Origin of the sequence: Enterococcus sp. 5H (genome assembly GCF_028128615.1) — a bacterium.
Taxonomy (GTDB): Bacteria; Bacillota; Bacilli; order Lactobacillales; family Enterococcaceae; genus Enterococcus_L.
On sequence record NZ_AMDP01000022.1, the window covers coordinates 130,726 to 154,606 of the forward strand.

At 33.9% G+C, this 23,881-nt stretch carries 21 protein-coding genes; 18 read left to right on the plus strand and 3 right to left on the minus strand.

The window, feature by feature from the left end:
- Positions 1-97 precede the first annotated feature (97 nt).
- From C240_RS09880 to C240_RS09930, 11 genes are all read left to right on the plus strand, one after another.
- On the plus strand, positions 98-1,393 hold the full coding sequence (locus C240_RS09880; protein WP_271495207.1) for a hemolysin family protein: 1,296 nt from the start codon (positions 98-100) through the stop codon (positions 1,391-1,393).
- Between the two features lie 282 nt (positions 1,394-1,675).
- Positions 1,676-2,401 carry an epoxyqueuosine reductase QueH gene (locus C240_RS09885; protein ID WP_271494868.1) on the plus strand — a complete coding sequence of 242 codons (726 nt, stop codon included), beginning with the start codon at positions 1,676-1,678 and terminating at the stop codon, positions 2,399-2,401.
- A gap of 145 nt (positions 2,402-2,546) precedes the next feature.
- Positions 2,547-4,811: a 5-methyltetrahydropteroyltriglutamate--homocysteine S-methyltransferase gene (gene metE / locus C240_RS09890; protein ID WP_271494871.1), complete on the plus strand. Its 2,265-nt coding sequence runs from the start codon at positions 2,547-2,549 to the stop codon at positions 4,809-4,811.
- On the plus strand, positions 4,812-5,675 hold the full coding sequence (metF, locus tag C240_RS09895; RefSeq protein WP_271494874.1) for a methylenetetrahydrofolate reductase [NAD(P)H]: 864 nt from the start codon (positions 4,812-4,814) through the stop codon (positions 5,673-5,675).
- Between the two features lie 600 nt (positions 5,676-6,275).
- The gene (locus tag C240_RS09900) at positions 6,276-7,139 is read left to right on the plus strand and encodes a signal peptidase I (RefSeq protein ID WP_271494878.1); all 864 of its coding nucleotides are present in this window, start codon (positions 6,276-6,278) and stop codon (positions 7,137-7,139) included.
- A 61-nt stretch (positions 7,140-7,200) separates the two neighbouring features.
- A complete protein-coding gene (locus C240_RS09905; protein WP_271494881.1) occupies positions 7,201-8,448 on the plus strand; it encodes a hypothetical protein in 1,248 nt (415 codons plus the stop codon).
- Between the two features lie 40 nt (positions 8,449-8,488).
- A complete protein-coding gene (locus C240_RS09910) occupies positions 8,489-9,226 on the plus strand; it encodes an LPXTG cell wall anchor domain-containing protein (protein WP_333908810.1) in 738 nt (245 codons plus the stop codon).
- Positions 9,227-9,241: 15 nt separating this feature from the next.
- Positions 9,242-10,084, plus strand: a complete 843-nt coding sequence (locus C240_RS09915; RefSeq protein WP_271494884.1) for a BsaA family SipW-dependent biofilm matrix protein — start codon at positions 9,242-9,244, stop codon at positions 10,082-10,084.
- A gap of 12 nt (positions 10,085-10,096) precedes the next feature.
- Entirely contained in the window at positions 10,097-10,717 is a 621-nt protein-coding gene (locus tag C240_RS09920; protein WP_271494889.1) for a hypothetical protein, read from the plus strand.
- 315 nt (positions 10,718-11,032) lie between these two features.
- Positions 11,033-14,092, plus strand: a complete 3,060-nt coding sequence (locus C240_RS09925; protein ID WP_271494892.1) for a hypothetical protein — start codon at positions 11,033-11,035, stop codon at positions 14,090-14,092.
- A 347-nt stretch (positions 14,093-14,439) separates the two neighbouring features.
- Positions 14,440-15,141 carry a recombinase family protein gene (locus tag C240_RS09930; RefSeq protein WP_271494896.1) on the plus strand — a complete coding sequence of 234 codons (702 nt, stop codon included), beginning with the start codon at positions 14,440-14,442 and terminating at the stop codon, positions 15,139-15,141.
- Positions 15,142-15,403: 262 nt separating this feature from the next.
- On the opposite strand, the gene C240_RS09935 is transcribed toward C240_RS09930, so the two are convergent.
- The 3 genes from C240_RS09935 to C240_RS09945 all read right to left on the minus strand — a co-directional run bounded on the left by C240_RS09935 (position 15,404) and on the right by C240_RS09945 (position 18,845).
- The gene (locus C240_RS09935; RefSeq protein WP_271494899.1) at positions 15,404-16,555 is read right to left on the minus strand and encodes a pyridoxal phosphate-dependent aminotransferase; all 1,152 of its coding nucleotides are present in this window, start codon (positions 16,553-16,555) and stop codon (positions 15,404-15,406) included.
- Between the two features lie 108 nt (positions 16,556-16,663).
- Positions 16,664-17,386 (minus strand): amino acid ABC transporter ATP-binding protein, encoded by a 723-nt coding sequence (locus C240_RS09940; RefSeq protein ID WP_271494902.1) that lies wholly within the window; start codon positions 17,384-17,386, stop codon positions 16,664-16,666.
- Positions 17,379-18,845, minus strand: coding sequence for an ABC transporter substrate-binding protein/permease (locus tag C240_RS09945; protein ID WP_271494905.1), 1,467 nt, complete (start codon positions 18,843-18,845; stop codon positions 17,379-17,381). Before C240_RS09945 ends, C240_RS09940 begins: the two co-directional genes overlap by 8 nt.
- A gap of 223 nt (positions 18,846-19,068) precedes the next feature.
- Here C240_RS09945 and C240_RS09950 point away from each other — a divergent pair, with 223 nt between their 5' ends.
- The 7 genes from C240_RS09950 (at position 19,069) to C240_RS09980 (ending at position 23,850) form a co-directional block, all read left to right on the plus strand.
- Entirely contained in the window at positions 19,069-20,157 is a 1,089-nt protein-coding gene (locus C240_RS09950) for an iron-containing alcohol dehydrogenase family protein (RefSeq protein ID WP_271494908.1), read from the plus strand.
- A gap of 143 nt (positions 20,158-20,300) precedes the next feature.
- Entirely contained in the window at positions 20,301-21,446 is a 1,146-nt protein-coding gene (gene tgt / locus C240_RS09955; RefSeq protein ID WP_271494910.1) for a tRNA guanosine(34) transglycosylase Tgt, read from the plus strand.
- 81 nt (positions 21,447-21,527) lie between these two features.
- Positions 21,528-21,899: a preprotein translocase subunit YajC gene (gene yajC / locus C240_RS09960; RefSeq protein WP_271494915.1), complete on the plus strand. Its 372-nt coding sequence runs from the start codon at positions 21,528-21,530 to the stop codon at positions 21,897-21,899.
- Positions 21,900-21,999: 100 nt separating this feature from the next.
- Positions 22,000-22,305, plus strand: a complete 306-nt coding sequence (locus C240_RS09965) for a post-transcriptional regulator (protein ID WP_271495213.1) — start codon at positions 22,000-22,002, stop codon at positions 22,303-22,305.
- A 103-nt stretch (positions 22,306-22,408) separates the two neighbouring features.
- Positions 22,409-22,948, plus strand: coding sequence for a dihydrofolate reductase family protein (locus C240_RS09970; RefSeq protein ID WP_271494918.1), 540 nt, complete (start codon positions 22,409-22,411; stop codon positions 22,946-22,948).
- Positions 22,949-23,167: 219 nt separating this feature from the next.
- Positions 23,168-23,614 carry a CopY/TcrY family copper transport repressor gene (locus tag C240_RS09975; protein ID WP_271494921.1) on the plus strand — a complete coding sequence of 149 codons (447 nt, stop codon included), beginning with the start codon at positions 23,168-23,170 and terminating at the stop codon, positions 23,612-23,614.
- A 35-nt stretch (positions 23,615-23,649) separates the two neighbouring features.
- The gene (locus C240_RS09980) at positions 23,650-23,850 is read left to right on the plus strand and encodes a heavy-metal-associated domain-containing protein (protein ID WP_271494925.1); all 201 of its coding nucleotides are present in this window, start codon (positions 23,650-23,652) and stop codon (positions 23,848-23,850) included.
- The last annotated feature ends 31 nt before the right edge of the window (positions 23,851-23,881 follow it).

Here is a 23,881-nt window from a genome sequence, read left to right on the forward strand (position 1 = left end):
CATACTCTTTTTATCCAAAACAATAGCTTCCATTCGCGCTAAATTTAAAGGACAAGTATAATAATGATTGAAAGAAGAAAAAGAGGTGTAGAGCATGCTGGCAATTAATTTTTTTATATTATTTTTAATGATCGCTATTACAGCATTTTTTGTAGCGAGTGAATTTGCATTAGTAAAAATTCGAATGTCAAGGTTAGATCAACTGAAAAAAGATGGCGTTAAAAACGCAGAATTGGCGATTCACGTGACGCATCATTTAGATGCTTATTTATCGGCAAGTCAATTAGGGATTACACTGACTGGGTTGATTATTGGTTGGGTTGGTGAAGGTTCTGTCGCAGCAGTGCTTCATCCATTGATTGGAGAGCTACCAATTAGTGGGGCATTAAGTCGAACGATTTCTGTTATTCTTGGGTTTGCTATTGTAACATATGTAGACGTAGTCGTTGGTGAACTTTTGCCAAAAAGTTATAGTATTGCTCAAACAGAAAAAGTTGTATTAGCTATTGTAAAACCACTGCATTATTTTTACAAAGTGATGTATCCGTTTATTTGGCTCTTGAATCACTCAGCTGCTGCACTAGGAAAACTTTTAGGCATAAAATTAGTTTCTGAAGGAGAAGAGACATTAACCCAAGAAGAACTTTTATTTGTCGCTGTGGATTCCTATAAAAAAGGTGAACTAACGAAAGAAGAATATCATTATATGGAAAATATTTTTGAATTTGATGATACTCTTGCAAAAGAAATCCAAGTTGATCGAACGTCAATGGAAGTTTTTGAAGCTAACGAAACCGTAGAACAAGCCATTCAACATTCATTAAAACGAGGACATAGTCGTTATCCAGTTATCGAGGAGTCAAAAGATCAAGTGTTGGGGTATGTTACATTGCCAGCGTTGATTAAAGAATCATTTGTCGATAAGAAAAAGAAAGTCAGTGAGTTAGTTGAAGAGCCGATTGTTGTACTAGCTACTATTCCCATCAAAAGTTTACTAACAATGATGAGAAAAGAAGGCAAGCATATTGCGATTTTGAAGGACGAGTATGGTGGAACAACAGGTATGGTTACAATCGAAGATATTTTAGAAGAGCTAGTTGGGGATATTCGTGATGAAACAGATTTAGAAAATGCATTGATTGCTAAAGAATCGGATAACGCTTATATTATTTCAGGAAAAATTACACTTGATGATTTTGAACGCTACTTTAAAGTTAAAATTCCAGCTTTTGAAGCATCAGAAATGAGTACCTTAGCAGGATTTATTGTGGAACAAAAAGAAAACAAAATTACTGTGGGGGATAAAATTATGATAGATGATTTTACCTTTGAAGTGATGGATTATGAACATGCGCATATTGAATACTTTAAAGTAAGAAGAGCTGTAAAATAAAAATGAACGGGAAGAAAAGGTGAAAATACTTTTTTGTTCCCGCTTTTTTTATTTACTTCTGATCTAAGTTAGATCTGTTGTTGAAAAGTTATTCCAGAAGTTGGTGGTAGGGAATTTTGATTCTTCGATATTTTTTTAATAATAGTATTTTAGTATGTTTAAAGTAGAAAATTTTATAGCAGACTATTTTGTAAATAGTTTGTTCTGAAAGCAAAAAAAGCTAGCTAAATTTTTCTGAACTTAGTAAAATAGCAGTAGGATGCACCTTTCAATGGAGGTCTTATGATAAATTTAACTGAAATAACAGAAAAAATGATACCAAATCAAAAAATAAACTATGATCGAGTATTACAAAAAGTAATTGCAGAATGGGAAAAATCCGATGTACGCCCGACTGTTTTACTTCATAGCTGTTGTGCGCCGTGTAGTACGTATACATTGGAATACTTGACTAAATTTGCAGATGTGACAATTTATTTTGCTAATTCTAATATTCATCCTCGAGCAGAGTATCAGCGTCGAGAGCTGGTTCAAAAAGAATTTGTTGAAGCGTTTAATGAGCGGACTAGCAATAGTGTTCAGTTTTTAGCTGCTTCTTATGAACCGAATAAATTCATTCAAATGGTGCAGGAAAAAGCGTTGACAGAAGAACCAGAAGGGGGCAAACGCTGCTCTGCTTGTTTTCAAATGCGTTTGGATATTGTTGCCGAAAAAGCGCAGGAATTATGTTATGATTATTTTGGTAGTGCGTTAACGCTATCACCGAAGAAAAATAGTCAGTTAATTAATAAAATAGGTATTGATATTCAAAAATTTTATGCGACAAATTATTTACCTAGTGATTTCAAGAAAAATAATGGCTATAAACGTTCGATTGAGTTGTGCAAAGAGTATGATGTTTATCGTCAATGTTATTGTGGCTGTCTGTTTGCAGCAACAAAACAAAGGATTGATTTAAAAGCAATTAACATAGATGCCAAAGCTTTTTTAGCAGAGAAAAAAGAATAATTTTTTAGATGATGACTTCTTTGGAATGAGGTCGTTGTCTTTTTTATATAGTTTAAATCTATAAACTTTGATAGAAAATAAGTGTTATTCTATATTTCTTTCTCGTGGTAAAGTAGTTGAAATACCTTTTTGAAGGAGGAAATGTATGAAAACATCAATTATCGGGTTCCCAAGAGTGGGAGAAGTTAGAGAGCTTAAATTTGCAACAGAGAAATATTTTAGAAAAGAAATTTCAGCGGATGAGCTGGAAAAAATAGGCCAAGAGTTACGAAAAAAACATTGGCAGCTTTTAGTTAATCAGGGAATTGATTTTATTCCAAGTGGTGATTTTTCTTATTTTGATACAACATTAGATACAGCAGTTTTATTGAATATAGTACCTAAAAAATACCAGGAGCTAAATTTGTCGCCCTTGGAAACGTATTTTGCATTAGCTAGAGGGTATCAAGGTGAGGCTGGAGATGTGACAGCGTTAGCAATGAAAAAATGGTTTAATACCAATTATCATTATATGGTTCCAGAACTTGATGATGAAACTCAAATTAAGCTGGTTGGAGAGCAATTATTTACAACTTTTAACGAAGCAAAAGCAAATGGAATAACTACACGACCAACGATTCTAGGACCTTTTACGCTATTAAAATTGGCAAGTTATCATGGTTCAAAAAAAGCCAAAGATTTTTATGAGGAAGCAATTGCTGCTTATGTTGAAATTTTTGAACGATTGAACCTTGAGAGCGGTGAATGGCTTCAGATTGATGAACCAGCATTAGTTTTGGATATTACTTCAGAGGAAGTACAACAATTTAAGGAGTTATATACAAAATTATTAGCTAAAAAGGGAAAGTTAAAAGTACTGGTACAAACTTATTTCGGAGACGTTCGAGATGTGTATCAAGACTTAATTAATCTTCCTTTTGATGGAATTGGTTTGGATTTTGTGGAAGGACGCAAGACGCTGGAATTGCTTGAAGAACATGGATTTCCTAAAGATAAATTATTGTTTGCCGGAATAGTTAATGGGAAAAATATTTGGAAAAATAATTATGAAGATACTATAGCTTTACTTGGAAAAATTCAGTTATTTGGCAAGGTAGTCTTAAATACATCTTGTTCATTGCTACATGTTCCGTACACTATTTCAAGCGAAACAAGTTTAAATAAAGAAGTATTGAAATATTTTGCTTTTGCAGTTGAAAAATTAACAGAATTAACAGATTTGAAAAATATTATTATGAATAAAGGTGAACATCAGGAAAGTCTGGAGCAGAATATAGCATTATTTAAACAAGAACGCTTTTCTAAAAATCCACAAGTAGCTAAAAAAATTGAATCATTGACTGAGAATGATTTTATACGAGTCCCTGTTTTAGCGAAACGAGCTGAAATTCAAAAAGAACAATTAAAGTTACCTATTTTACCGACAACTACAATTGGTTCCTTCCCGCAGACAAAAGAAGTGAAACAAAATCGTGCGAAATTTAAAAAAGGTGAAATTTCTGAAGCTGAATATACAGTATTTAATCAAAAGAAAATAGCTGAATGTGTTGAGTTTCAAGAAAAAATTGATTTAGATGTCTTAGTTCATGGAGAATTTGAACGTAATGATATGGTAGAGTATTTTGGCGAAAGTTTGGAAGGCTATCTATTTACAGAAAAGGCTTGGGTTCAGTCTTATGGTACCCGCTGTGTAAAACCGCCAATCGTCTGGGGAGATGTGTCACGCTCAAAACCAATTACGGTCTTTTATTCTAAATATGCGCAAACACTAACGGATAAACCAATGAAAGGAATGTTAACAGGACCAGTAACTATTTTGAATTGGTCATTTCCACGAGAAGATATAAGTTTGAAAGAAGCGACATTGCAATTGGCATTAGCGATTCAAGAAGAAGTTTTGGATTTAGAAGCAAATGGAATTAAAATTATTCAAATTGATGAAGCGGCGCTGCGTGAAAAGTTGCCTTTACGCCAAACGGACTGGCATTCTGAATATTTAGATTGGGCAATTCCAGCTTTTCGATTAGTTCATAGTAAGGTTCAGCCTGAGACCCAAATTCATACGCATATGTGCTATAGCGAATTTTCTGATATCATTCAAGATATTGACAATATGGATGCAGATGTTATTTCGTTTGAAGCTTCTCGTTCCAATTTGGATATTTTAAATGCATTGAAGGCGATTGATTTCCAAACACAAGTTGGACCAGGCGTATACGATATTCACTCACCTCGCGTTCCTTTGGTTACAGAAATAGAGACCACAATCCATAATATTTTAAGTAAGTTACCAATTGAAAAAATCTGGATAAACCCTGACTGCGGCTTAAAAACTAGAGGCATATTTGAAACAGAAGCTAGTTTAGAGAACCTTGTATTAGCTGCTAAAAAGGTACGTGGAGGGGTGTAAATGAGAACAGATAGCTTGTTTAAAGAAAAAACTGTTTTTTCTTATGAAATATTTCCTCCGAAACGGACTGCACCGATTGAGACGATTTATCATACTTTGGAGCGATTAAAAGGTCAGCAGCCAGACTTTATCAGTGTAACATTGGGAGCAGGAGGAACAGGTGATAATTTGAGTACCGCGGATATTGCTCAAAAAATTCAAGAAGAGCAGTTTCTACCAAGTGTTGCGCATTTACCAGCTGTGAATTTTTCAAAAGAGGAGATATGTACGATTTTACAAGAATTAAAGCAGAAAAAAGTAGAAAATATTTTAGCTCTTAGAGGTGATATTCTTACTGATAAAGAGCCCAAGAAAGATTTTTTATATGCGAATGATCTAGTTGCTTTTATTCATGAACAAGGAGAATTTAATATTATTGGGGCTTGTTATCCAGAAACGCATGGAGATGCTGTGAATTCTGTTGTTGATATTAAAAATTTAAAACGAAAAGTTGATGCTGGGACAAATCAGTTAATTACACAGTTGTTTTTCGATAATAATTACTTTTATACATTCAAAGAAAAATGTGATATCGTTGATATTCGTGTTCCAATTCAAGCGGGAATTATGCCTGTTGTTAACAAAAAACAGATTGAACGGATTGTTAAAATGTCAAATGTTAATTTACCGTCAAAATTTCTGAAAATGATGGAACGATATGAACATAATCCTGAAGCAATTCGTGATGCCGGAATCGCCTATGCAATTAACCAAATTGTTGATTTAGTGGCTCAAGGAGTGTCGGGAATTCACTTGTATACAATGAATAATCCTTATGTAGCACAAAAAATAAGAGAAGCAACTAGAAGTTTATTTGAGGCATAAATATTTATAAAATGGAAAAAACCGTACGACTTGATTGGTTTAAATCAAGAATTTGTACGGTTTATTTTTGTTTTTAGAATAAAAAGTAGTTTGTTAATAGTTTTAAACTGGATATTTCTATGTTTTTAACAATTATAAAATAACTTAAAGAGTGTTTTTTTGTTTTTTAAAAATAACAATATATTTGAAAGGAGTTTTGTTTTTATAAATTTGTATAAATCTATTTTTGTGATGTTCTATTTCTATTTTTTGTAATTTGTTTTTGTAACTATCGGATTTAAACTCATTTTCATTGATTTAACAGTATTTTTAAATGTGGGTCAAAAATGGAGTGGAAAAGAAACATAATTTTCTTAGTAAGATTAAATACATATTAGGGTGTTTGAAAATATTTAAGGTTATAAAAAATAAAAATTATTAAAAATATATTGACATAAAAAATAACAAGTAGTAAAGTTTTTTGTGTAGGATGAAAAAAAATATTTATGGTATTTAGGTCTTTGTTTATTTTTGTTTTTAGTAGTTTCTTAAATGAAGTAAGTTGTGATAAAGACTTCTTCTGAAAAAAATTATCAAAACCTCCAAGAAAGGAAACCGAATATGTCAAAAAAAGAGACTGTTCGTTATAGTAATCGTTCTAGAGATGAAAGAGGCAGACGAAGATCTGCAGATCAGCGTACCCATGATCGTTCAGAAAATAGAAGATTGTATTCAAATGAAAGATACGAACAGCGTGGATTAAAATCTAAGAAAAATTCAACAGCACGTCCTCTTTCGAACGGAGTATACGAACGTCGGCGTCGCCCAATTCAGCGAAAAAGAATGAGAGATAGCTATGAGAGAAATCGGGAAATTGTAGTTCAAAAAAATGCTGGGTCGCTGCTTTTTTCTTTTTTAGCAAATTTTATTTTTTACGGGATTACTTTGGGGATAATTATGATGGCAGTTATGTTTTCGTTTAGTTCTAAATCAACAGCTTCAATTTTTGGTTATCGGTTTTATACTGTGCTAACTAATTCTATGGTTCCACAAAAAGGTGGGCCAGACGGTGGATTTTACGCAGGAGATATTGTAATTGTTAAATTAACTGATGGAAATAAGGTTAAGAAAGATGATATCGTAACTTTCTCTGTAGGAGATGGTTCTCGCTATTTGACGCATAGAATGATCGAACGAAGAGATGAGCTGAATGGAGAAAAAGGTGATTTTATTGTCACAAAAGGTGATGCTAATAAAAGTAAGGATCCGCCGATACCCGCCAATCGCGTGTTAGGGAAAGTAGTATTTGCAGTGCCTAATGTGGGTGACATTTTGGAATTCATTCGAAAACAGTTTTGGGCGTGCTTAGTAAGTGTACTTTCTTTGTATGGATTTATTTTAGTTATTAAAGCCTATTTGATTTCGCCGAATGAAGAACAAAATATTTGCAGAAGAAATACTAGCTATCGAACATATGAAAGATGATATTACCACTTATTTTTTATAAGTGAGAATATATATTAAAAATTTTAGGAGGATTACAAAAATGAAGAAGAACAAAAAGAAAAAGTTAGCAGCAGCTGCACTTTTGGCTGTGTTAACAATTGGAGCGGGAACATTTGCTTGGATTAACTCTCAAGATCAAAGAATTAACCGAGTGAAATCGGCAGCAATCAAAGATGGTAGTGTAAGTGTGGAGGAAAATTGGAATCCTAAACCAATTATCCCTGGTACAGAAGCAACAAAAGAAGTAGCTGTTACAAACTCGGGTAATACTCCTGTCTTTGTCCGTGTTTCTTATGAAGAAGTGTTGAAGCATCTAACTGAAAAAGGTGCAGTAACAAATCGGGCTTCAGGTTGGGTAGCAAATGCAACATCAACTCTATCTGATGATGTACCAGTTGAATATGATGGTGAAAAATATATTGATGCACAAAGTGGCTATACTGATGTAACTAGTAAAGTCAAAGACGGATCAGGTGCTGGAATGCCAGCTGGTGTAAAAGTTTATGCTAAAGGTTCTGTGACTAAGGATCCTGTAACAGGCGCTGAAACTACTGATTTCAATTTTGCTGCATTTTTTGAATACGAAACTGGTAAATATCAAGCAATGACTTCAGAAGTTAATATTGCAAGTGGTAACTCAATTGGAACAAACGTACAAGATTGGAATCTTGTGATGAATAAAGCTGAATATTCAGTTTACAAAGGCGGATATAGTAATAATGTAGCTAACTGGGCATCGTCGTCTTTAGAAGGCGCCTCAGCTGAAGCAACAGCTGCTAAAGCCTCTTTGTTAGGAAGTGCCGGTAAAAAATATGCTGTAGATTATGATTATACTGCAAAAACATTAGGATTATCAGCAATTCCAGCAGCTACACCTGCAACAGGAGCGGATCAAATCCCGTTAGCTGATACAGAGAAAAAAGGTGTTCAAACGGATAAAGCTGCTTTAGGCGTTAACGGAATCAATATAGAATATGGAACAGACATGGTAACGACTGCAGCTCTTACAAATGATAAGTGGGTATACAATAAAGAAGATGGTTATTTCTACTTTACAAGTCCAGTTAAATCTGGGGCAACAACTCCTAATCTGTTGAAAAAATTAATATTCACTAATTTAATTGGAACAGAGTATACAAATGCGACTTATGATTTAATTGTTAAAATGGAAGCAATTCAAGCGACAAAAGAAGCTTTAGTTGATTCTACTGGTTGGAACTTAAATGGAGCTGATGGCTCAGACACGAAAAAAATTACAACATATCTGGATGGACAATCAGCAAGCTAATTTAAGATTTAACAATAATTGAGGAATGGAAGGGTGAAAAATGATGCAGCAGCGATTGATGCGAAAGCGTCTGCTATTCATAATTTTAGGCAGTATATTAAGTGTTTTTATTACTTTTTCCAGTGGAGCGTTATTAGCTGTTGCTAGTCAAACCCTTCCTTCTGGGTTAGTCATTGGCGATGAAACAGGGGTATATGCTTCTTCCGAAGGCGAGTACTATGTTGATTTGCCAAATGTCTTGCCTGGAGAGATTTATGAAAAAACGATTACAATTCGAAGCTTAGATTTAAAAGAACCTTTTGAATTAGGACTTTTGGTTAGTCCGGTATCGTCTAAAGGACTTATTGATTTTGACAAAAATATTCAGCTAACGTTGTCTCTAGATGAAAAGAAATTATATCAAGGTTCGTTGCTAGGGAATGGAGAGTTTGATTGGACAGTTCAACCATTAATAATTGGAACATGTGAATATGGAAAAGATCAAGTTTTAACAGCAAAATTTGAAGTATCTAAAGATTTAACTATTCAAGAATTTAAAGAAGAGAGTCAGTTAACATATCAATGGACATTTATTGCTACAAAAAATCAACCTGATTTGCCTCAAAAGACAGAAAATAGTTCAGTTTCTCCCGTTAAGCCAAAAGTAAAAGGCGTTTTCCCTAGGACGGGAGAAGAAATAAAAAATTTGATTTATAAAATCCTATCAGGGTTGTTATTAGTATTGATTGCTATTTTACTGTGGAAAAAAAGAAAAGAAGATCAAAGTGGCATTGGGTAGAGAAAGGGACAGATAATGAATAAGAAAAAAAATATATTGAAAGTAATTAACCAAAATAAAACCCTTCTAGCAATATTTTCCGTGGCGTTAAGTTTATTTTTAATTGTGGGTAGTACATACTCATGGATTACCTATAGTGATGAACAGATTAATCAAAGCAAATCAAGTAGAAAAAAACTTTCAGCTGAAATTGAAGAAGTATTTACACCCAATCTGCAGTGGGTACCTGGAGCATCAACAGAGAAAAAGGTTCTAATAAGAAATAACGGTCAAATACCTGTAATTATTCGTGTTTCTGTCTATGAATTTCTTGCTCAATTTGAACTTGATATGTCTGATGGGGCTGGCAATGGAAATTTAAAAATTGTACCGAATTCAAGTGGAACGGATATGACGATGAGTGATTCTGCTACTTGGAAAAAAGGTAATACATATAAACTTGCTTCTGGAAAATATTATAAAGCATCCGAAGTGTATAAAAGTGATAAGGAAAATCCAAAGACAGCCTATGTTTATAAAGGGAATCGAACAATTGAAGGACTTAAATATTTGAAAATTAACTTTTTTGACTATTATATTTACAGTGATAGCAGGCAACCAGCAACAGGATTGGAAAATTATTGGTTTTACTCAGAAGGATACTTCTACTACTCAGAAATATTAGAACCAGGGGATCGTACAAGGATATTAATTAGGAATGTTTCTTTGGATAAAAATTTGCCTAATAAATATAAAGGTTCTTTGTATCAGTTAGTTCCAGTTATGGATGCTCATGATATTACAAAGGCTCTGATGGAAGATTGGAAAATTTCTCCTGGGTCACATATAGAAGCGATGTATCGTGAAAAAGTTCATTAGGAGATGATTAAAATGATACAAAGAAATCAAAGTCGGTATCTTATGTGGGGCGTACCTGTAGTTATTGTGTGTCTGATTATTGGAAGCACAGCTGCTTATGCTGCCATGACTATGAGAGAAGAAAAAGTAAATTTATTTCAAATTGGAAATCTGCAAACGAAGATTGATGAGGTTTTTACAGAACCAACTACAATTTTACCCAATAAACCTATAGAAAAAAAAGTGACTATTACGAATTCGGGAACGGTTAATCAGTTTGTACGTGTTATGCTGCATCCTGAAGTTCGGATAGAAAGCAAAGGGGCTACCCAATTACTACCTTCGAAAATTGGAAATGAAATACTTTTAGATTTAAATAGTGCTAACTGGAAATTAGGGGAAGATGGTTATTACTACTACTTAAATGTTTTAAAGCCTGGAAAGTCCAATGCAACAGAAAATTTATTTACACAAGTTAAATTAAAAAGTGGATTGGGACAAGAGTACCAACAAGCTGTTTTTAGTCTATTAATAAAAGTGGAAGCTATCAATTGTGGAAAATATGCTTATCGTGATGCTTGGTGGCAAGGCACAGTACCTACTAGTGGAGCATTGGGAATAATCGATCGACAATTAGTAGGAAAAACAATTTAGGTTAGGTAATTGGTTCTATATGCTAGGTTGCTCATTTTCTATTAAAGCTTGCGATATGGTTCTTTGAATTATAATCAAGCATTTAGTGACTGGATAAACTATAGAAGCAGAAGCAGTCTCATTTGGAAATAAGTTGAAATTCACAAAAATTTGAAGAGCACTGAGTAGGTACCAATCATCATGGATTCATAAGTTCAAGGTGATTCTTGGCAATTTTCGTGAATTCCTTGTTAGTTCTCGTTAGTTAACACGTCTGTTTAGGCCTATTTGAAAAAGAATCATTGATTTGGTGAGTATTGATGAGAAGGAGATAAGATGAAAAAGAGAATACGGCAAACGAATAAAAAAATTAAAAAGAAATGGCAGTTTTTGTTAGTAGTAGTTCTTTTTTTAGTTAGCGGCTATTTTTTTGTAAATAAAGGTGATATGAAAGCGTCTAAGGTATTAGGGGAAGAAAATTTTAGAACGACGGCTAAAAGTAAATGGAGCGAAGAAGAAGGAAAAAATTATGTCAAGTTGGAGTGGAATACTATTCGTAATGTAAATGAGGTTGGTTATCAATTGTATCAATCTGAGAATGGTTCTACTTGGAATAAGCGATCTGCGAACTATGGCAAACCAATTAAAGTGTTAAATGTATACTTTGATGAAGATGAAAGAAACAATAGTTGGATAAAAGAATTGCAAACAGAGTCTTCAATTGGTAAAAATCAGCTTAAGATTAACTCGGAATCATTAAATAAATATAATGAAAATCCTGATAGCTATTTGAAAAATAGTAAAGGTGAATATCAATATGATGTAATTATGATGATTGTTAAAGAGGAAGATCAAACGAATAAACTAAGTCAGGATGCTATGGAAGCAACTAAGTTATTTCTAGGGAGTGGTCGAGGAGGATTATTTGGAAGTAATGCCATTATTAATATGCAGTCAGAATTCGAAGATACACTAGATATAAACGTGATTGAGTCAACTGAATTAGCAGCAATTGATGAAGTAAAGGTAATTAATAATGGTTATTTAATGAAATATCCTATTGAAATAAAAGATGATGCAGTTTTAACTACATCTAGTACTAAAACTGTCGAACGAACAACGACAGATAGTGGGACAACGTGGCTTGAATATAATACTTTAACTAATAATGAATATTTAAAAACAAGTAACAATATTGGAATAATTCAAATTAATCAAAATCCTACATTAGATGAAAGGAAAATAATTACTAATACTTTATATAATTTGGCTCAAGTAACTTCAGACAAATTTGCATATGACCAAACGATTAAAGATGACCAAGCACCTGATGCACCCAAAATTAGTGTGCGTTATGGCAGAGAAGATGATATCAATATTGAGGTGGATGCACTTGATAATGGAACGGAATATCAATGGTATGTAGAAGCCAGTAATAAATCTGGAGTTTCTCAAAAATCAAATATAGTCAAAGAAACTATTGTGAGTAATACCGCTGGTTATTTCTATGAAGTGACTGATTCTGCAACATCAAAATTAATCGAGAAAGTTGAAAGATATAAGGATGCTTATGGCAAGATTGGTTCAGAGTCTTTTGATCGGTATGTTGCATCAAGCGATAATTCTATTGATTATAAAACTGCAAGTGCATTTACAATTCATGAAAATGATTCCGAAAAATATTTACATGTAGTAGCGGTAGATCGATCTAATAATATTTCTAAGGTAAGTAGTCAAAAGATTGAGGAATTACAAAAACAAGTTAAAGCTTTACCTAAAGCTGTAGATTTTAGTGTTGAGCGAACACAGGATGAAGCGAAATTGATTAATCTGAATTTGGATAGCTCATTAAATAACCAAATGGAGTCTATAGAAATTCAAACACCGAGTAACGCCGTAATTAAAGACTTTAAAACGTTAAAGCTTCCAACCAAATGGTACTCGTATGAAAACAGTGCAACGGCTGATTCCAAATCTTTTACTTTTGCGATTAAGGAACAAAATGATTTAACGACAATTACTAATTTTTTAAATAGTTTGCGATTTACAGTTGAGTCTCAAAAAAATCAAAAGGGAAGTATTCGCATAATCTTCCATAAAAAAGTGTACACATCTTGGGTAGATCCAAATGGAAAAGTACATTACTATACTTATTTTTCTGCTGTTAATCCTTGGTTGGTGGCATACAATTTAGCAAAAAAAGAGACCTATAAAGGACTGACAGGTTATTTGGCTACTCTGACTTCTTTAGAAGAACACGATCATGTTTACGATAATATTGCTAAAAAGTCCGGATGGCTTGGTGGCGCGAGAATTATCAAGTCTGATAACAGTAAAATAAATGATGATCCCAAGCTATTGCCAATTATTACTAGCTATGCGCTTAATGAACCAAATTGGTATTGGGTTAATGGACCGGAAGCTGGCTTAATTTTCTTCAATAAGAAGAAGTATACTGAAGGTGGTAAAGCACCTAATGGCGTTTATCAAGGCTTCAACAATCCGGTTACTGGAGGAACTTTTGCAGAACCGAACAATACTGGATACGATAGTAGTATTGGAGGAAGTGGTGAGCACGTCTTAGAATTTGCTCAAGAATCAACCACTAAATATTGGAATGACTTAAATGCTAACAACTTAGGTTATAAAACTGGTTTCTATGTAGAATTTTCTGAGTATGGGAATCAAAAGGAAGGTATTGAAGTCACTGATGTGTATTGGGAAGCGGATATTCCACAAAAAATATCATTAAAAGCTTATGACAATTTGGGTAATCCACTTCCGTCAGGAAACTTATTATTTGATCAAAAATTAATGATAAACAAGAAAGAAACGATCACTCCGACAAAAATAGCTTCTTATGATTTTATTAAATTAGTGATGCCGGAAGGAGAATATGTTTCCCCGCTTGAATTGACTTTTAGTAGCACATTTCAGGAAGGAAACTTGATCTATGCAAATCAAAAATTGACAGTCCGTGCTAGACAAATAATAACAGAAACAAACGATCAAGTAGTTATACCTAAGCAAGGTTATGGTTTATTGGAAAGTAGTACTAGCTCAGGACAGAAAAAAGATGAGTTTTCATTAACGATGGCTTCTAGTGTTGATAATTCAATAGGATTTGACACACGGATTATTACTTTTAAATTCGACGAGCCAATCTATTCGTTTGTACCGAAAATACCAATGAATTATGAATTAGTTGGGTATGTATTATCAATGAATAAGCAGTTTCACTCTCCTGAAAATAGTTCTAAAAATCCAATTAAAGTCGATGTATCGACTAATCCAGAGTTTTGGCTAACAATTTATATTAAGCCATCTATAAAAACACCAACATTGTATCATTCGGAATACAAAAACAATAATTTAGGATTAATCGAAATAAAATAAAAATAACCCACATTTGCTAATGCCGTTAAAAAGTAAATAATTTGAGATCAAACAGGTTGAAAAATATTTATTCTAAGTATTGAAAAACACTTTAAATAAAAAAAGTAGGAATGACGTGAATGTATCTACTATTAGTTGCTTTAGCAATGATTAGCTTAATTCATAGCTTATTAATTATTTTTGTGATGCACAGAAATTCTCAGCTAGAGAAAAGAATGGAACAACTATGGAAAAGAAAAACTGTTTCAAGAAAAAATAGGCAACAACTCTCCAAAAAAAGGAGAATAAGCCAGCCTCTTGTTGATAAAAGTCAAGAACATACAAAGAAAAAGAGGAAGTAGATAATAATGAAATTTGGTTACACTCGTGAATATAAGCTAAACCAACAATTCGATCTTTTAGAGGGTTATGAGGTAGATGAAATTTTTTCAGATGGTAAACAAGGTAATGAAGTAATTAAGGATCCTGACAGTGATTTTCAGCGATTACTAGATTATACAGAACCAGGTGACTGCTTGGTTATTGCATTTTTAGAAGTTATTTCAAGAGATTATCATATGTTACTTGAACTATTTGATGAGTTGGAAGATTTGGAACTTGATTTGGTTGTATTAACATCACCAGCACTAACTTTGGCAGAATGGCGAGAGGTACTTTTATGGGTATGTAAAAATGATAAATTAGTGCATCCACGTTTAGTTAAACTCAAGATTAATAAAAAAAGTGACAATAATAATTTTTCTGTTTTTAGTCGAGAACCAGAAGCTAAACAATTATATCGAGAAATTATATGGCAATTGATTGGGAAACGTAAATTAAGAAAAATAGCTAAAGATAAAGGAGTACCAGTCGAAACCGTGTATCGGATTCAACAGGAATTTAAGCGAATTAAATTAGCGGTTGTTTTAGCAATCTGTTTCTTTTTAGCGATTGCAACAATTAAATTATCTGAGAATTTTTCAGATAATTTATTGATTCAAATAGGGGTATGTATCGTTACAACTCTAGTTATCTTATACAATACTTTAGCAGACAGTGAGCAATTATAAAAAGCTAGTGGGACAGTTGAGTGGGACAAAACTAAAAATCAGTTTTGTTTCACTCACTAGATCCGAATAAACGGCGAGAAAAAAGCAGCTACTCCACTCTGTTCCGATCACATCAATTTCTAAGAGCTAAAGCTCTAAGAATTGAAGGCTTCGGAAATAAGCTGAAATTCACAAAAATTTGAAGAGCAATTTTCGTGAATCCCTTCTTATTTCTCGGAGCTAAACGCTTTTGGCTCAGCCTCTTATCCCACCTCTTTTAATTTCAAAAATTCATTTGTTCAATTCGATCAAATGCGTCTTTTAAAACGCTAATATCCTGTGTAGCTGCTAAACGTACATAATCATCGCCAGTTGTTTCGCCAAAAGCTTTACCTGGAATCATTAATACATTTATTTCTTTCAAGACTTTTTCAACAAATGGAACAGATGTTAGACCTGTTCTAGAAATATTAATAAACGCATACATGCTGCCTTTGACAGGATGTAACGATAGGAATGGAATTTTAGCAATTCGCTGTTCCAAATATTCCAAGCGTTCTTGAAAGACTGATACGACTGTCGGGACTAACAGTTCTGCATGATTTAGTGCATAAATCCCGGCTTGTTGAGAAGGACTTGGTGCAGAGTATGTGATACTTTCATTAATTAGTTTTGCTGCTTCATTGATATAAGCAGGTGCAATCATATAGCCAATCCGCCAGCCAGTCATAGCAAATGCTTTTGAAAAACTGCTGAAAGTGATCGTATGTTCAGGAGCAAAAGTTGCCATCGGAACAAATTCATCATAAAAACAAAAAGCTTCATAAACTTCGTCTGAAAGAATATAAAAATTATGTTCAATAGCTAAATCGGCAATAGCTTTAAATGTTTCAGGTGAAAAAACTGCACCAGTAGGGTTATTTGGTGAATTGATAATAATTGCTTTGGTTTTATCTGTGATTGCTGCTTTTAAAACATCAATATCAATTTGAAAGTCATCTTCTTCATAAGTTGGAATAAATACAGGTTTACCTCCTGCGAAAATAACTTGATCCTTGTAAGGAGAAAAGTAAGGTTCATGGATAATAACTTCATCGCCAGGATCAATAATAACTTGCAGCGTTAAATACATTCCGTGTAAAGCACCAACGGTTGCTCGAATTTGGTTGCTCTCAAAAGATAATCCATATTGTTTTTGATAAAATTGTGCAACAGTATCGATAAATTCCTGACTCCCGCCAGAAGCAGTGTATTTAGTATGTCCGTTTTTAACATCTGTAAAAGCTGCTTCGATAATTCGCTCATCAGTAATTAAATCTGGATCACCAATCGATAGATCTAAAAGATTCGGTACTTGTTTGGCTAAAGTAGCTATATCCATTAAAATATTTTCAGCAGGTAGCTGATGACGTTGTGCGATGTTTGAAATATCCATGTTGTTTCCTCCAATAACTTATTGCTTTCATTCATTTTATATTATTTTTCTGTTTTTTAAAGAGGACAAAGCAAATTTGTTTATACTTGCTTTGCCCTCTTTTAGTTTTTATAAAACTTTTCTTAAAAAGTCTTGCGTTCTTGGATTTTTTGGTTGTCCAAAAATTTCTTCTGGCGTGCCTTCTTCTTGAATGATGCCAGCATCCATAAAAATTACTCGATCGGCGACTTCACGGGCAAATCCCATTTCATGTGTTACAACAACCATCGTCATACCTTCAACCGCTAAAGCTTTCATTACGGCCAAAACTTCACCAACCATTTCTGGATCTAACGCAGAAGTTGGTTCATCAAAAAGCATTACATCTGGATTCATTGCTAACGCACGGGCGATAGCTACCCGTTGCTGTTGTCCACCAGAAAGGCTTGATGGGTAACTTGTACTTTTTTCTTTTAAGCCAACTTGTTCTAATAATTTAAGTGCTTTTTCTTTAGCAGATTCAGCTGTTTCTTTTTTGACTTTAATTGGGCTAATCGTTAAATTGTCTAAAACCGTTTTATGAGGGAAAAGGTTGAAATTTTGGAATACCATTCCCATTTTTTGACGAAGGGCATCAATATCGGTATCTTTATCCAGTAAATTCTTACCCTCAAATTCAATTATACCGTCTGTTGGTTGTTCTAATAGGTTTAAGCAACGTAAAAAGGTACTTTTTCCACTACCAGATGGACCGATGATGACAACAACTTCCCCAGCTTTTACATCTAAATCGATTCCCTTTAAGACTTCATTTTTATCAAAAGTTTTGTGTAAGTTTTTTATATTAATCACTAGTGCTCATGCTCCTTTCAGCTACACCTAATAGGCGAGAAATAGTAAAGGTTAGGACAAAGTAAATCAAGGAAACGATAAGATAAGGTAAGAATGGTTTAAAGCTTGCTCCTTGAACATTGCCGGCTTGGAAAATTAATTCAGAGACACCGATGACTGATACGACTGATGACTCTTTGATTACTGTGACAAATTCGTTTCCTAAAGCAGGTAAAATATTCTTGATTGCTTGCGGTAAAATAATGTAACGCATTGCTTGTGGTTGATTCATACCTAATGAGCGGGCAGCTTCAAGTTGACCTTTATTAACAGCATTAATTCCGGCACGAACGATTTCAGCTACATAAGCACCACTATTTAAAGCTAAAGCAATACAACCCGCAGCAAGTTTAGATAAATCTAGACCTAAAACACCTGTACCAAAATAGACGATAAAAATTTGTACTAATAACGGCGTACCGCGGACATATTCAATATAAGCAATCGCAATACCACGGAAAATTTTTGATTTAGATAATTTCATTAGGGCTAGAAGTCCACCTAAAAGGGAACCAAATAGCACACCCATAAAGGCTAAGAAGATGGTATAGCCAGCACCAGTAACGTAAAATTTACCATATTTTTCTAAGAAACTTTGGTCATCAGTAAACATTAACTCATTGGCTTCTTTTTTATAGCCTTCCAACAAATTATTATCATTGATTGTTTGAATAGAAGCGTTAACTTTTTCTTCAAGGATAGGAGCATTCTTAGGGATAGCAACAGCAGCTGTTTTTTCTCCTTGTTCAAAAGTTACTTCATCTGCGAAAACTAAGTCTGGATCACGATCTACATAAGCTTCAGCAACTGGACCTTCAAGAACAGCCGCATCGACTTTATTGTTTTTTAAGTTCATAATAATATCTGGAACTTTTTGTAGAGAGGTTGGAATTGAGCCAATTAATTCAGTTTTTGCTAATTCTTCTTGAGTTGTTTGCTTTTGCACACCAACTTTGACACCATCGAAATCATTTACAGAGGTAAACTTACTTTCATCACCTTTACGAACAACAACTTTTTGCTGAACGGTCATATAAGGATGAGAAAAATTTACTTCTTTCATTCGTTCAGGTGTTGGAGCCATCCCGGAAATAATCAAATCAATTTTGCCGGTTTTTAGTGCACCTAATAATGCATCAAAACCCAATTCTTCAATCTTTAGTTTAACACCAAGATCATCGGCTATTTTTTGAGCAATAGAGATGTCAAAACCAACGATCTGGTTTTTACCATCAACCGTTGCATGGAATTCGTAGGGTGCATAATCAGCGGATAAACCAACGATCAATTCACCACGTTTGATAATGTTGTCGTAGACAGGATCTTTTTCGTCAGCAAGTGCGGTACCAGCTGGAAGAAAAGTGAGTAATACCAATAGAATAGGGATGATAAATGCGAAAGTTTTTTTACATAATTTCATTTGTTCGTCTCCTTTATAGTGGATTGATGATAACCATATAATTGTAATTATCAGTAAAATCAATAAATATTCTAAAAAAAATGGATAAATGTATAAAAATTTATTGTTTTCGGATGTGAATTATCATATCATAGATTAAGGGAAAGGAAAAGTGAATTTTATCAAAGAATACATAAATTTTCACTTTTGCATAAAAATTAGTAAAAATGGAAGGTCGGAAGAGATGAATCAATCATTAATCGTTAGAGGCGCACCGCAAGAGTATGAATGCCGTGAAGGTTCATGGAATAGTTTGGAAGAGCATTTAAGTAGAAGGAAAATTCAAAGAGTGTTAGTTTTACATGGGAAAAAATCCTGGGAAGCTGCTAAAGTATATTTCCCGGATTTAGTGAATATAGATGCAGAATTTGTATATTACGGTGGTGAATGTACAGATGAAAAAACAATCGAATTAGCCAACTTTGTTAACGAAAATAAAACAGATGGGATTGTCGCAGTCGGCGGTGGTAAAATTGCTGATTTAGGCAAAGCTGTGGCACACCAATGTCAAAAACCTGTATTAATTTTACCAACGTTAGCAGCCACATGTGCCGCGTATACACCGTTAAGCGTGATCTATAAAGAAGATGGATCAATGGAGCGATACGACGTATTTTCAACGAGTAATGCACTAGTGTTGATTGAGCCAGCGGTGATTTTAAACTCGCCAATCGATTTGATGATTGCGGGAATTGGTGACACAGTAGCTAAGTGGTATGAAGCAGATGCGATGATTTCCCAACTAGCGGTACAACCAATTGAAATTCAAGTAGCGGCTTTTGCAGCACAAAAATGTCGAGATATTTTACTAACAGATAGTCAAGAAGCTTTAAAAGCCATGGAAGAAAAAGAAATTAATCAAGCCTTTTTAAATGTAGTTGAAACAAACATCTTGCTAGGTGGAATGGTTGGCGGTTTCGGCGATGATTATGGTCGGACAGCTGGAGCGCATTCAATTCATGATGTGTTAACGATTTTACCTGAAAGTCATCAGCAGTTGCATGGGAACAAGGTTGCCTATGGAGTCTTTGTTCAATTAGTTATTGAAAATAAATGGGCTGAAATTGAGCGTCTGATTCCGTTTTATCGTAGTTTAAACTTACCCACGTCTTTAGCCGACATGAATATGATATTATCAGCAGAGGATTATCAACGTGTTTCAGAGCGAGCAGCAGAAAGCCATGAGACAATTCATTATATGAAAGAAACAATCACACCAGATGTTGTAAAAAATGCCATGTTTGAATTAGAGAAAGCAATGACGCAAAAATAGTTATTTTGAGAAAAGCAGAATATTTAGTAATTTGTTAAAAATAGGACAGAAACTTGCCTGAAAGCGGATAATCCCTTGCAAATGACCGTAAAAAAACGTATGATGGTTGAAGCGTGAATTTACAAAAGAAAGTAGGGGAATGAATGTCTCAACCAGCCATTCGTTATCGTTTAATAAAAAAAGAAAAGCACACAGGAGCCCGTTTAGGTGAATTAATTACGCCACATGGGACGTTTCCAACGCCGATGTTTATGCCAGTAGGAACACTTGCAACGGTAAAAACAATTGCACCAGAAGAATTAAAAGCAATGGGAGCAGGCGTTATTTTAAGTAATACCTATCATCTATGGCTTCGCCCTGGAGAAGACTTGATTGAAGAAGCAGGTGGCTTACATAAATTTATGAACTGGGATCAACCGATTTTAACTGATTCTGGTGGTTTTCAAGTGTTTTCATTAAGTGATATGCGCAATATTACGGAAGAAGGGGTTCATTTTAGAAATCATTTAAATGGTTCTAAGTTGTTCCTTTCTCCAGAAAAAGCGATTGATATTCAAAATAAACTGGGATCAGATATTATGATGAGTTTTGATGAGTGTCCGCCATTTGATGAAAGCTATGATTATGTTAAGAAATCTGTAGAACGCACATCACGTTGGGCAGAGCGTGGGTTAAATGCTCATGCAAAACCAGATAGTCAAGGATTATTTGGGATCATTCAAGGTGCTGGCTTTGAAGATTTACGTCGTCAAAGTGCAAAAGATTTAGTAAGTATGGACTTTCCAGGGTATTCAATTGGTGGTTTATCAGTTGGTGAGCCCAAAGAAGAAATGAATCGTGTTTTAGACTTTACGACTCCGTTAATTCCGGAAAATAAACCGAGATATTTGATGGGCGTTGGTACTGCTGATTCATTGATTGATGGTGTCATTCGCGGGATTGATATGTTTGACTGTGTCTTACCAACAAGGATTGCCCGCAATGGTACTTGTATGACATCAAAAGGCCGCTTAGTGGTTAAGAATGCACAGTACGCGAGAGATTTCCGTCCGCTTGATGAAAAATGTGATTGCTACACATGTAAAAACTATTCTAGAGCGTATATTCGTCACTTGATTAAATGCGATGAAACATTCGGTATTCGTTTAACTTCGTACCATAATTTATATTTCTTGTTGAATGTTATGAAACAAGTGCGTCAAGCGATTATGGATGATAATTTATTAGAATTTCGTCAAGCCTTTTTTGAAGAATACGGCTTTAATAAAGAGAATGCGAAAAATTTCTAAAAAAAAGACCAAAAGACTAGTGTTGAACAAGAAATTTTGTTACAGTAAACTAGTGATTATATGATAGTGAGGTGAAAAGAAATGGGCGGAGGAATTTCGTTTATTTTACCATTAATTCTTTTAGCGGGTATGATGTTTTTTATGACTCGTTCTCAAAAGAAACAACAAAATGAACGTCAATCACTTTTAGATACAATGAAAGTGGGCGATGAAATCATCACAATTGGTGGTTTACACGGAGTAATTTCAGAATTCGATACTGAAAAGAGAACTGTATTTATCGATTGTGAAGGAATTATCCTTGAGTTCGATCGTGCAGCGATTAAAACAGTTAAACCTGGAACAGTCGTAGCTAATAACGATGAAGTAACAGTTGTAGAAACCAAAGAAGAAACTGTGGTTGAAGAACCAGCAGAACAAGAAACTTCAGAAAATGATGAAACGAAAGAATAAATTCCAGCTTGCTGGAATTTTTTCTTTCTGATCGTAAAAAAGCCACGTGCTATTTAACTCATTTTACATAATGAATCGTAATTGGATTAGATCAATTTTGATTATACTTAAGGAGGGGATTTCCATCGAGAAATTGTCTTGGCATCAAAAAATTTTACTGAAAAAAGAATTGAAAGCTAAATGTCAGTTTTTTCAACAACTTGGCTATTCATCGGTCAATGAAGCAGAACTCATGAATTATCTTGTCGGATATCGTTGGAAAAAAAATACCCCACAATCGCTAAAAGCTTGTCGTGAGGATATTTTACATATTGAGCCAAATGAATTTTTTGATTATCAACAATTAAAGGCTCAAACGAGCAGTCTAAAAATTAATGATTGGCATGATTTAGAAGATCTATTTTAAGTAAATAAAAAACTTATTGAAGATATGGGTAAACTAATTGACGAAAAAGATAAATCAAGTAAAATTATTAGTTCAGAGAATGAACGGTTAAGGAGGAAGAAGAATGAGTAGAGAAATTATTTTATATATTGCGGCAAGTCTGGACGGCTACATTGCTGAGACGGATGGCAGTATTGATTTTTTAGGCGGCGGCACTGAGTTAGTTGAAGAAGATACAAGTTACCAAGAATTAATGGAAAAAATCGATACAGTTATTATGGGACGGACAACCTACGATCAGGTGGTAAATGAATTAGCTCCGGATAACTACCCGTACGAAGAACAAACATCTTATATTATCACTAGTCATCCAGAAAAAAATACGGATAAACTAATATACACAAGTCAATCTCCAGTAGAACTTGTGGAAAAACTGAAAAAAGAGGAAGGCGAAGCTGTTTGGGTTGTTGGTGGCGGAAGTATAATTGCTCCTTTAGTTGAAGCAAATTTAATTGACACATATATTATCACAACAATTCCGACAATTTTAGGTAAGGGTATTCCTTTATTCAGAGAGTTTAATGGTCCGATTAATGTAAAAGTAGATGATATGTATATAAAAAACGGCATGGTGTATACGACTTACAAAAAGGTTGAAAACTAATTTCATTTAAATATACGACTATACTAGTATAAGCTGAAAAAAGCTGTTGCTGGTATAGTTTTTTTATAGTTAATAAATTTGAAACCTTGATTAACGGTTATGAAAAAATTTTCTTTGACAATAATAGAAAAAAAGCTTATTATAAATATATGCATCGACTACGATTGTAGTTGTGTGTCTGTTTAATAAAAAATCACTAAACGAAGGGGAGACTTTTTTATGTCAGAAAAGAAAAAAACTTTGAATATCACTGACGCTGAATGGGAAGTCATGCGTGTTGCCTGGGCAACTAATGAAACCACCAGTAAAGAAGTAACTGAGATTCTTAATGAAAAAACTGAGTGGAAAAATACGACAGTTAAAACGTTATTAAGCCGTTTAGTTGATAAAGAGATGCTGGGCACAAAAAAAGTCGGCAATAAATTTGTTTATTTTCCTTTGGTTGAAGAACGTAAAAGTATTGATACAATTTCTGCAGAGATGTTAGCTAAAGTCTGTAGTAAGAAAGTGGGCAAAGTTCTTGAGTCAATCATTGAGGATAGCCAATTAAGTTTTTCTGATATTGATCATTTAGAGCTGCTACTGCAAGAAAAACGGCAAACGGCTGTAGATGAAGTTAAGTGTAACTGTACACCGGGGCAATGTCAGTGTCGATTAGTTCATTAAGTAGTTCAAATAAAGATTTTAAGGAGTGTTTTATAATGGAAAAAACTGTTACAATTAATGGAATGAAATGCGATGGATGTGTCACAATCGTGAAAGAAAATTTTGAAAAAATTAATGACATCCAACTAGCAACAGTCAATTTAGCACAAAAGTCGGCTGTGATTGAAAGTAATCGAGAAATTTCAACTCAAGAACTTCAAGATGCGTTATCTGAAACTAAATTTACGGTAGCATAAAAGAAAAAAACACTTGAAAGATTTAGTTTAT

Bases quoted from the DNA above. Each gene is read 5' to 3' on its own strand.
- C240_RS09885 (WP_271494868.1), top strand. From the start codon at position 1,676: ATGATAAATTTAACTGAAATAACAGAAAAAATGATACCAAATCAAAAA.
- metE (WP_271494871.1), top strand. From the start codon at position 2,547: ATGAAAACATCAATTATCGGGTTCCCAAGAGTGGGAGAAGTTAGAGAG.
- metF (WP_271494874.1), top strand. From the start codon at position 4,812: ATGAGAACAGATAGCTTGTTTAAAGAAAAAACTGTTTTTTCTTATGAA.
- C240_RS09900 (WP_271494878.1), top strand. From the start codon at position 6,276: ATGTCAAAAAAAGAGACTGTTCGTTATAGTAATCGTTCTAGAGATGAA.
- C240_RS09905 (WP_271494881.1), top strand. From the start codon at position 7,201: ATGAAGAAGAACAAAAAGAAAAAGTTAGCAGCAGCTGCACTTTTGGCT.
- C240_RS09910 (WP_333908810.1), top strand. From the start codon at position 8,489: ATGATGCAGCAGCGATTGATGCGAAAGCGTCTGCTATTCATAATTTTA.
- C240_RS09915 (WP_271494884.1), top strand. From the start codon at position 9,242: ATGAATAAGAAAAAAAATATATTGAAAGTAATTAACCAAAATAAAACC.
- C240_RS09920 (WP_271494889.1), top strand. From the start codon at position 10,097: ATGATACAAAGAAATCAAAGTCGGTATCTTATGTGGGGCGTACCTGTA.
- C240_RS09925 (WP_271494892.1), top strand. From the start codon at position 11,033: ATGAAAAAGAGAATACGGCAAACGAATAAAAAAATTAAAAAGAAATGG.
- C240_RS09930 (WP_271494896.1), top strand. From the start codon at position 14,440: ATGAAATTTGGTTACACTCGTGAATATAAGCTAAACCAACAATTCGAT.
- C240_RS09935 (WP_271494899.1), bottom strand. From the start codon at position 16,555: ATGGATATTTCAAACATCGCACAACGTCATCAGCTACCTGCTGAAAAT.
- C240_RS09945 (WP_271494905.1), bottom strand. From the start codon at position 18,845: ATGAAATTATGTAAAAAAACTTTCGCATTTATCATCCCTATTCTATTG.
- C240_RS09950 (WP_271494908.1), top strand. From the start codon at position 19,069: ATGAATCAATCATTAATCGTTAGAGGCGCACCGCAAGAGTATGAATGC.
- tgt (WP_271494910.1), top strand. From the start codon at position 20,301: ATGTCTCAACCAGCCATTCGTTATCGTTTAATAAAAAAAGAAAAGCAC.
- yajC (WP_271494915.1), top strand. From the start codon at position 21,528: ATGGGCGGAGGAATTTCGTTTATTTTACCATTAATTCTTTTAGCGGGT.
- C240_RS09970 (WP_271494918.1), top strand. From the start codon at position 22,409: ATGAGTAGAGAAATTATTTTATATATTGCGGCAAGTCTGGACGGCTAC.
- C240_RS09975 (WP_271494921.1), top strand. From the start codon at position 23,168: ATGTCAGAAAAGAAAAAAACTTTGAATATCACTGACGCTGAATGGGAA.
- C240_RS09980 (WP_271494925.1), top strand. From the start codon at position 23,650: ATGGAAAAAACTGTTACAATTAATGGAATGAAATGCGATGGATGTGTC.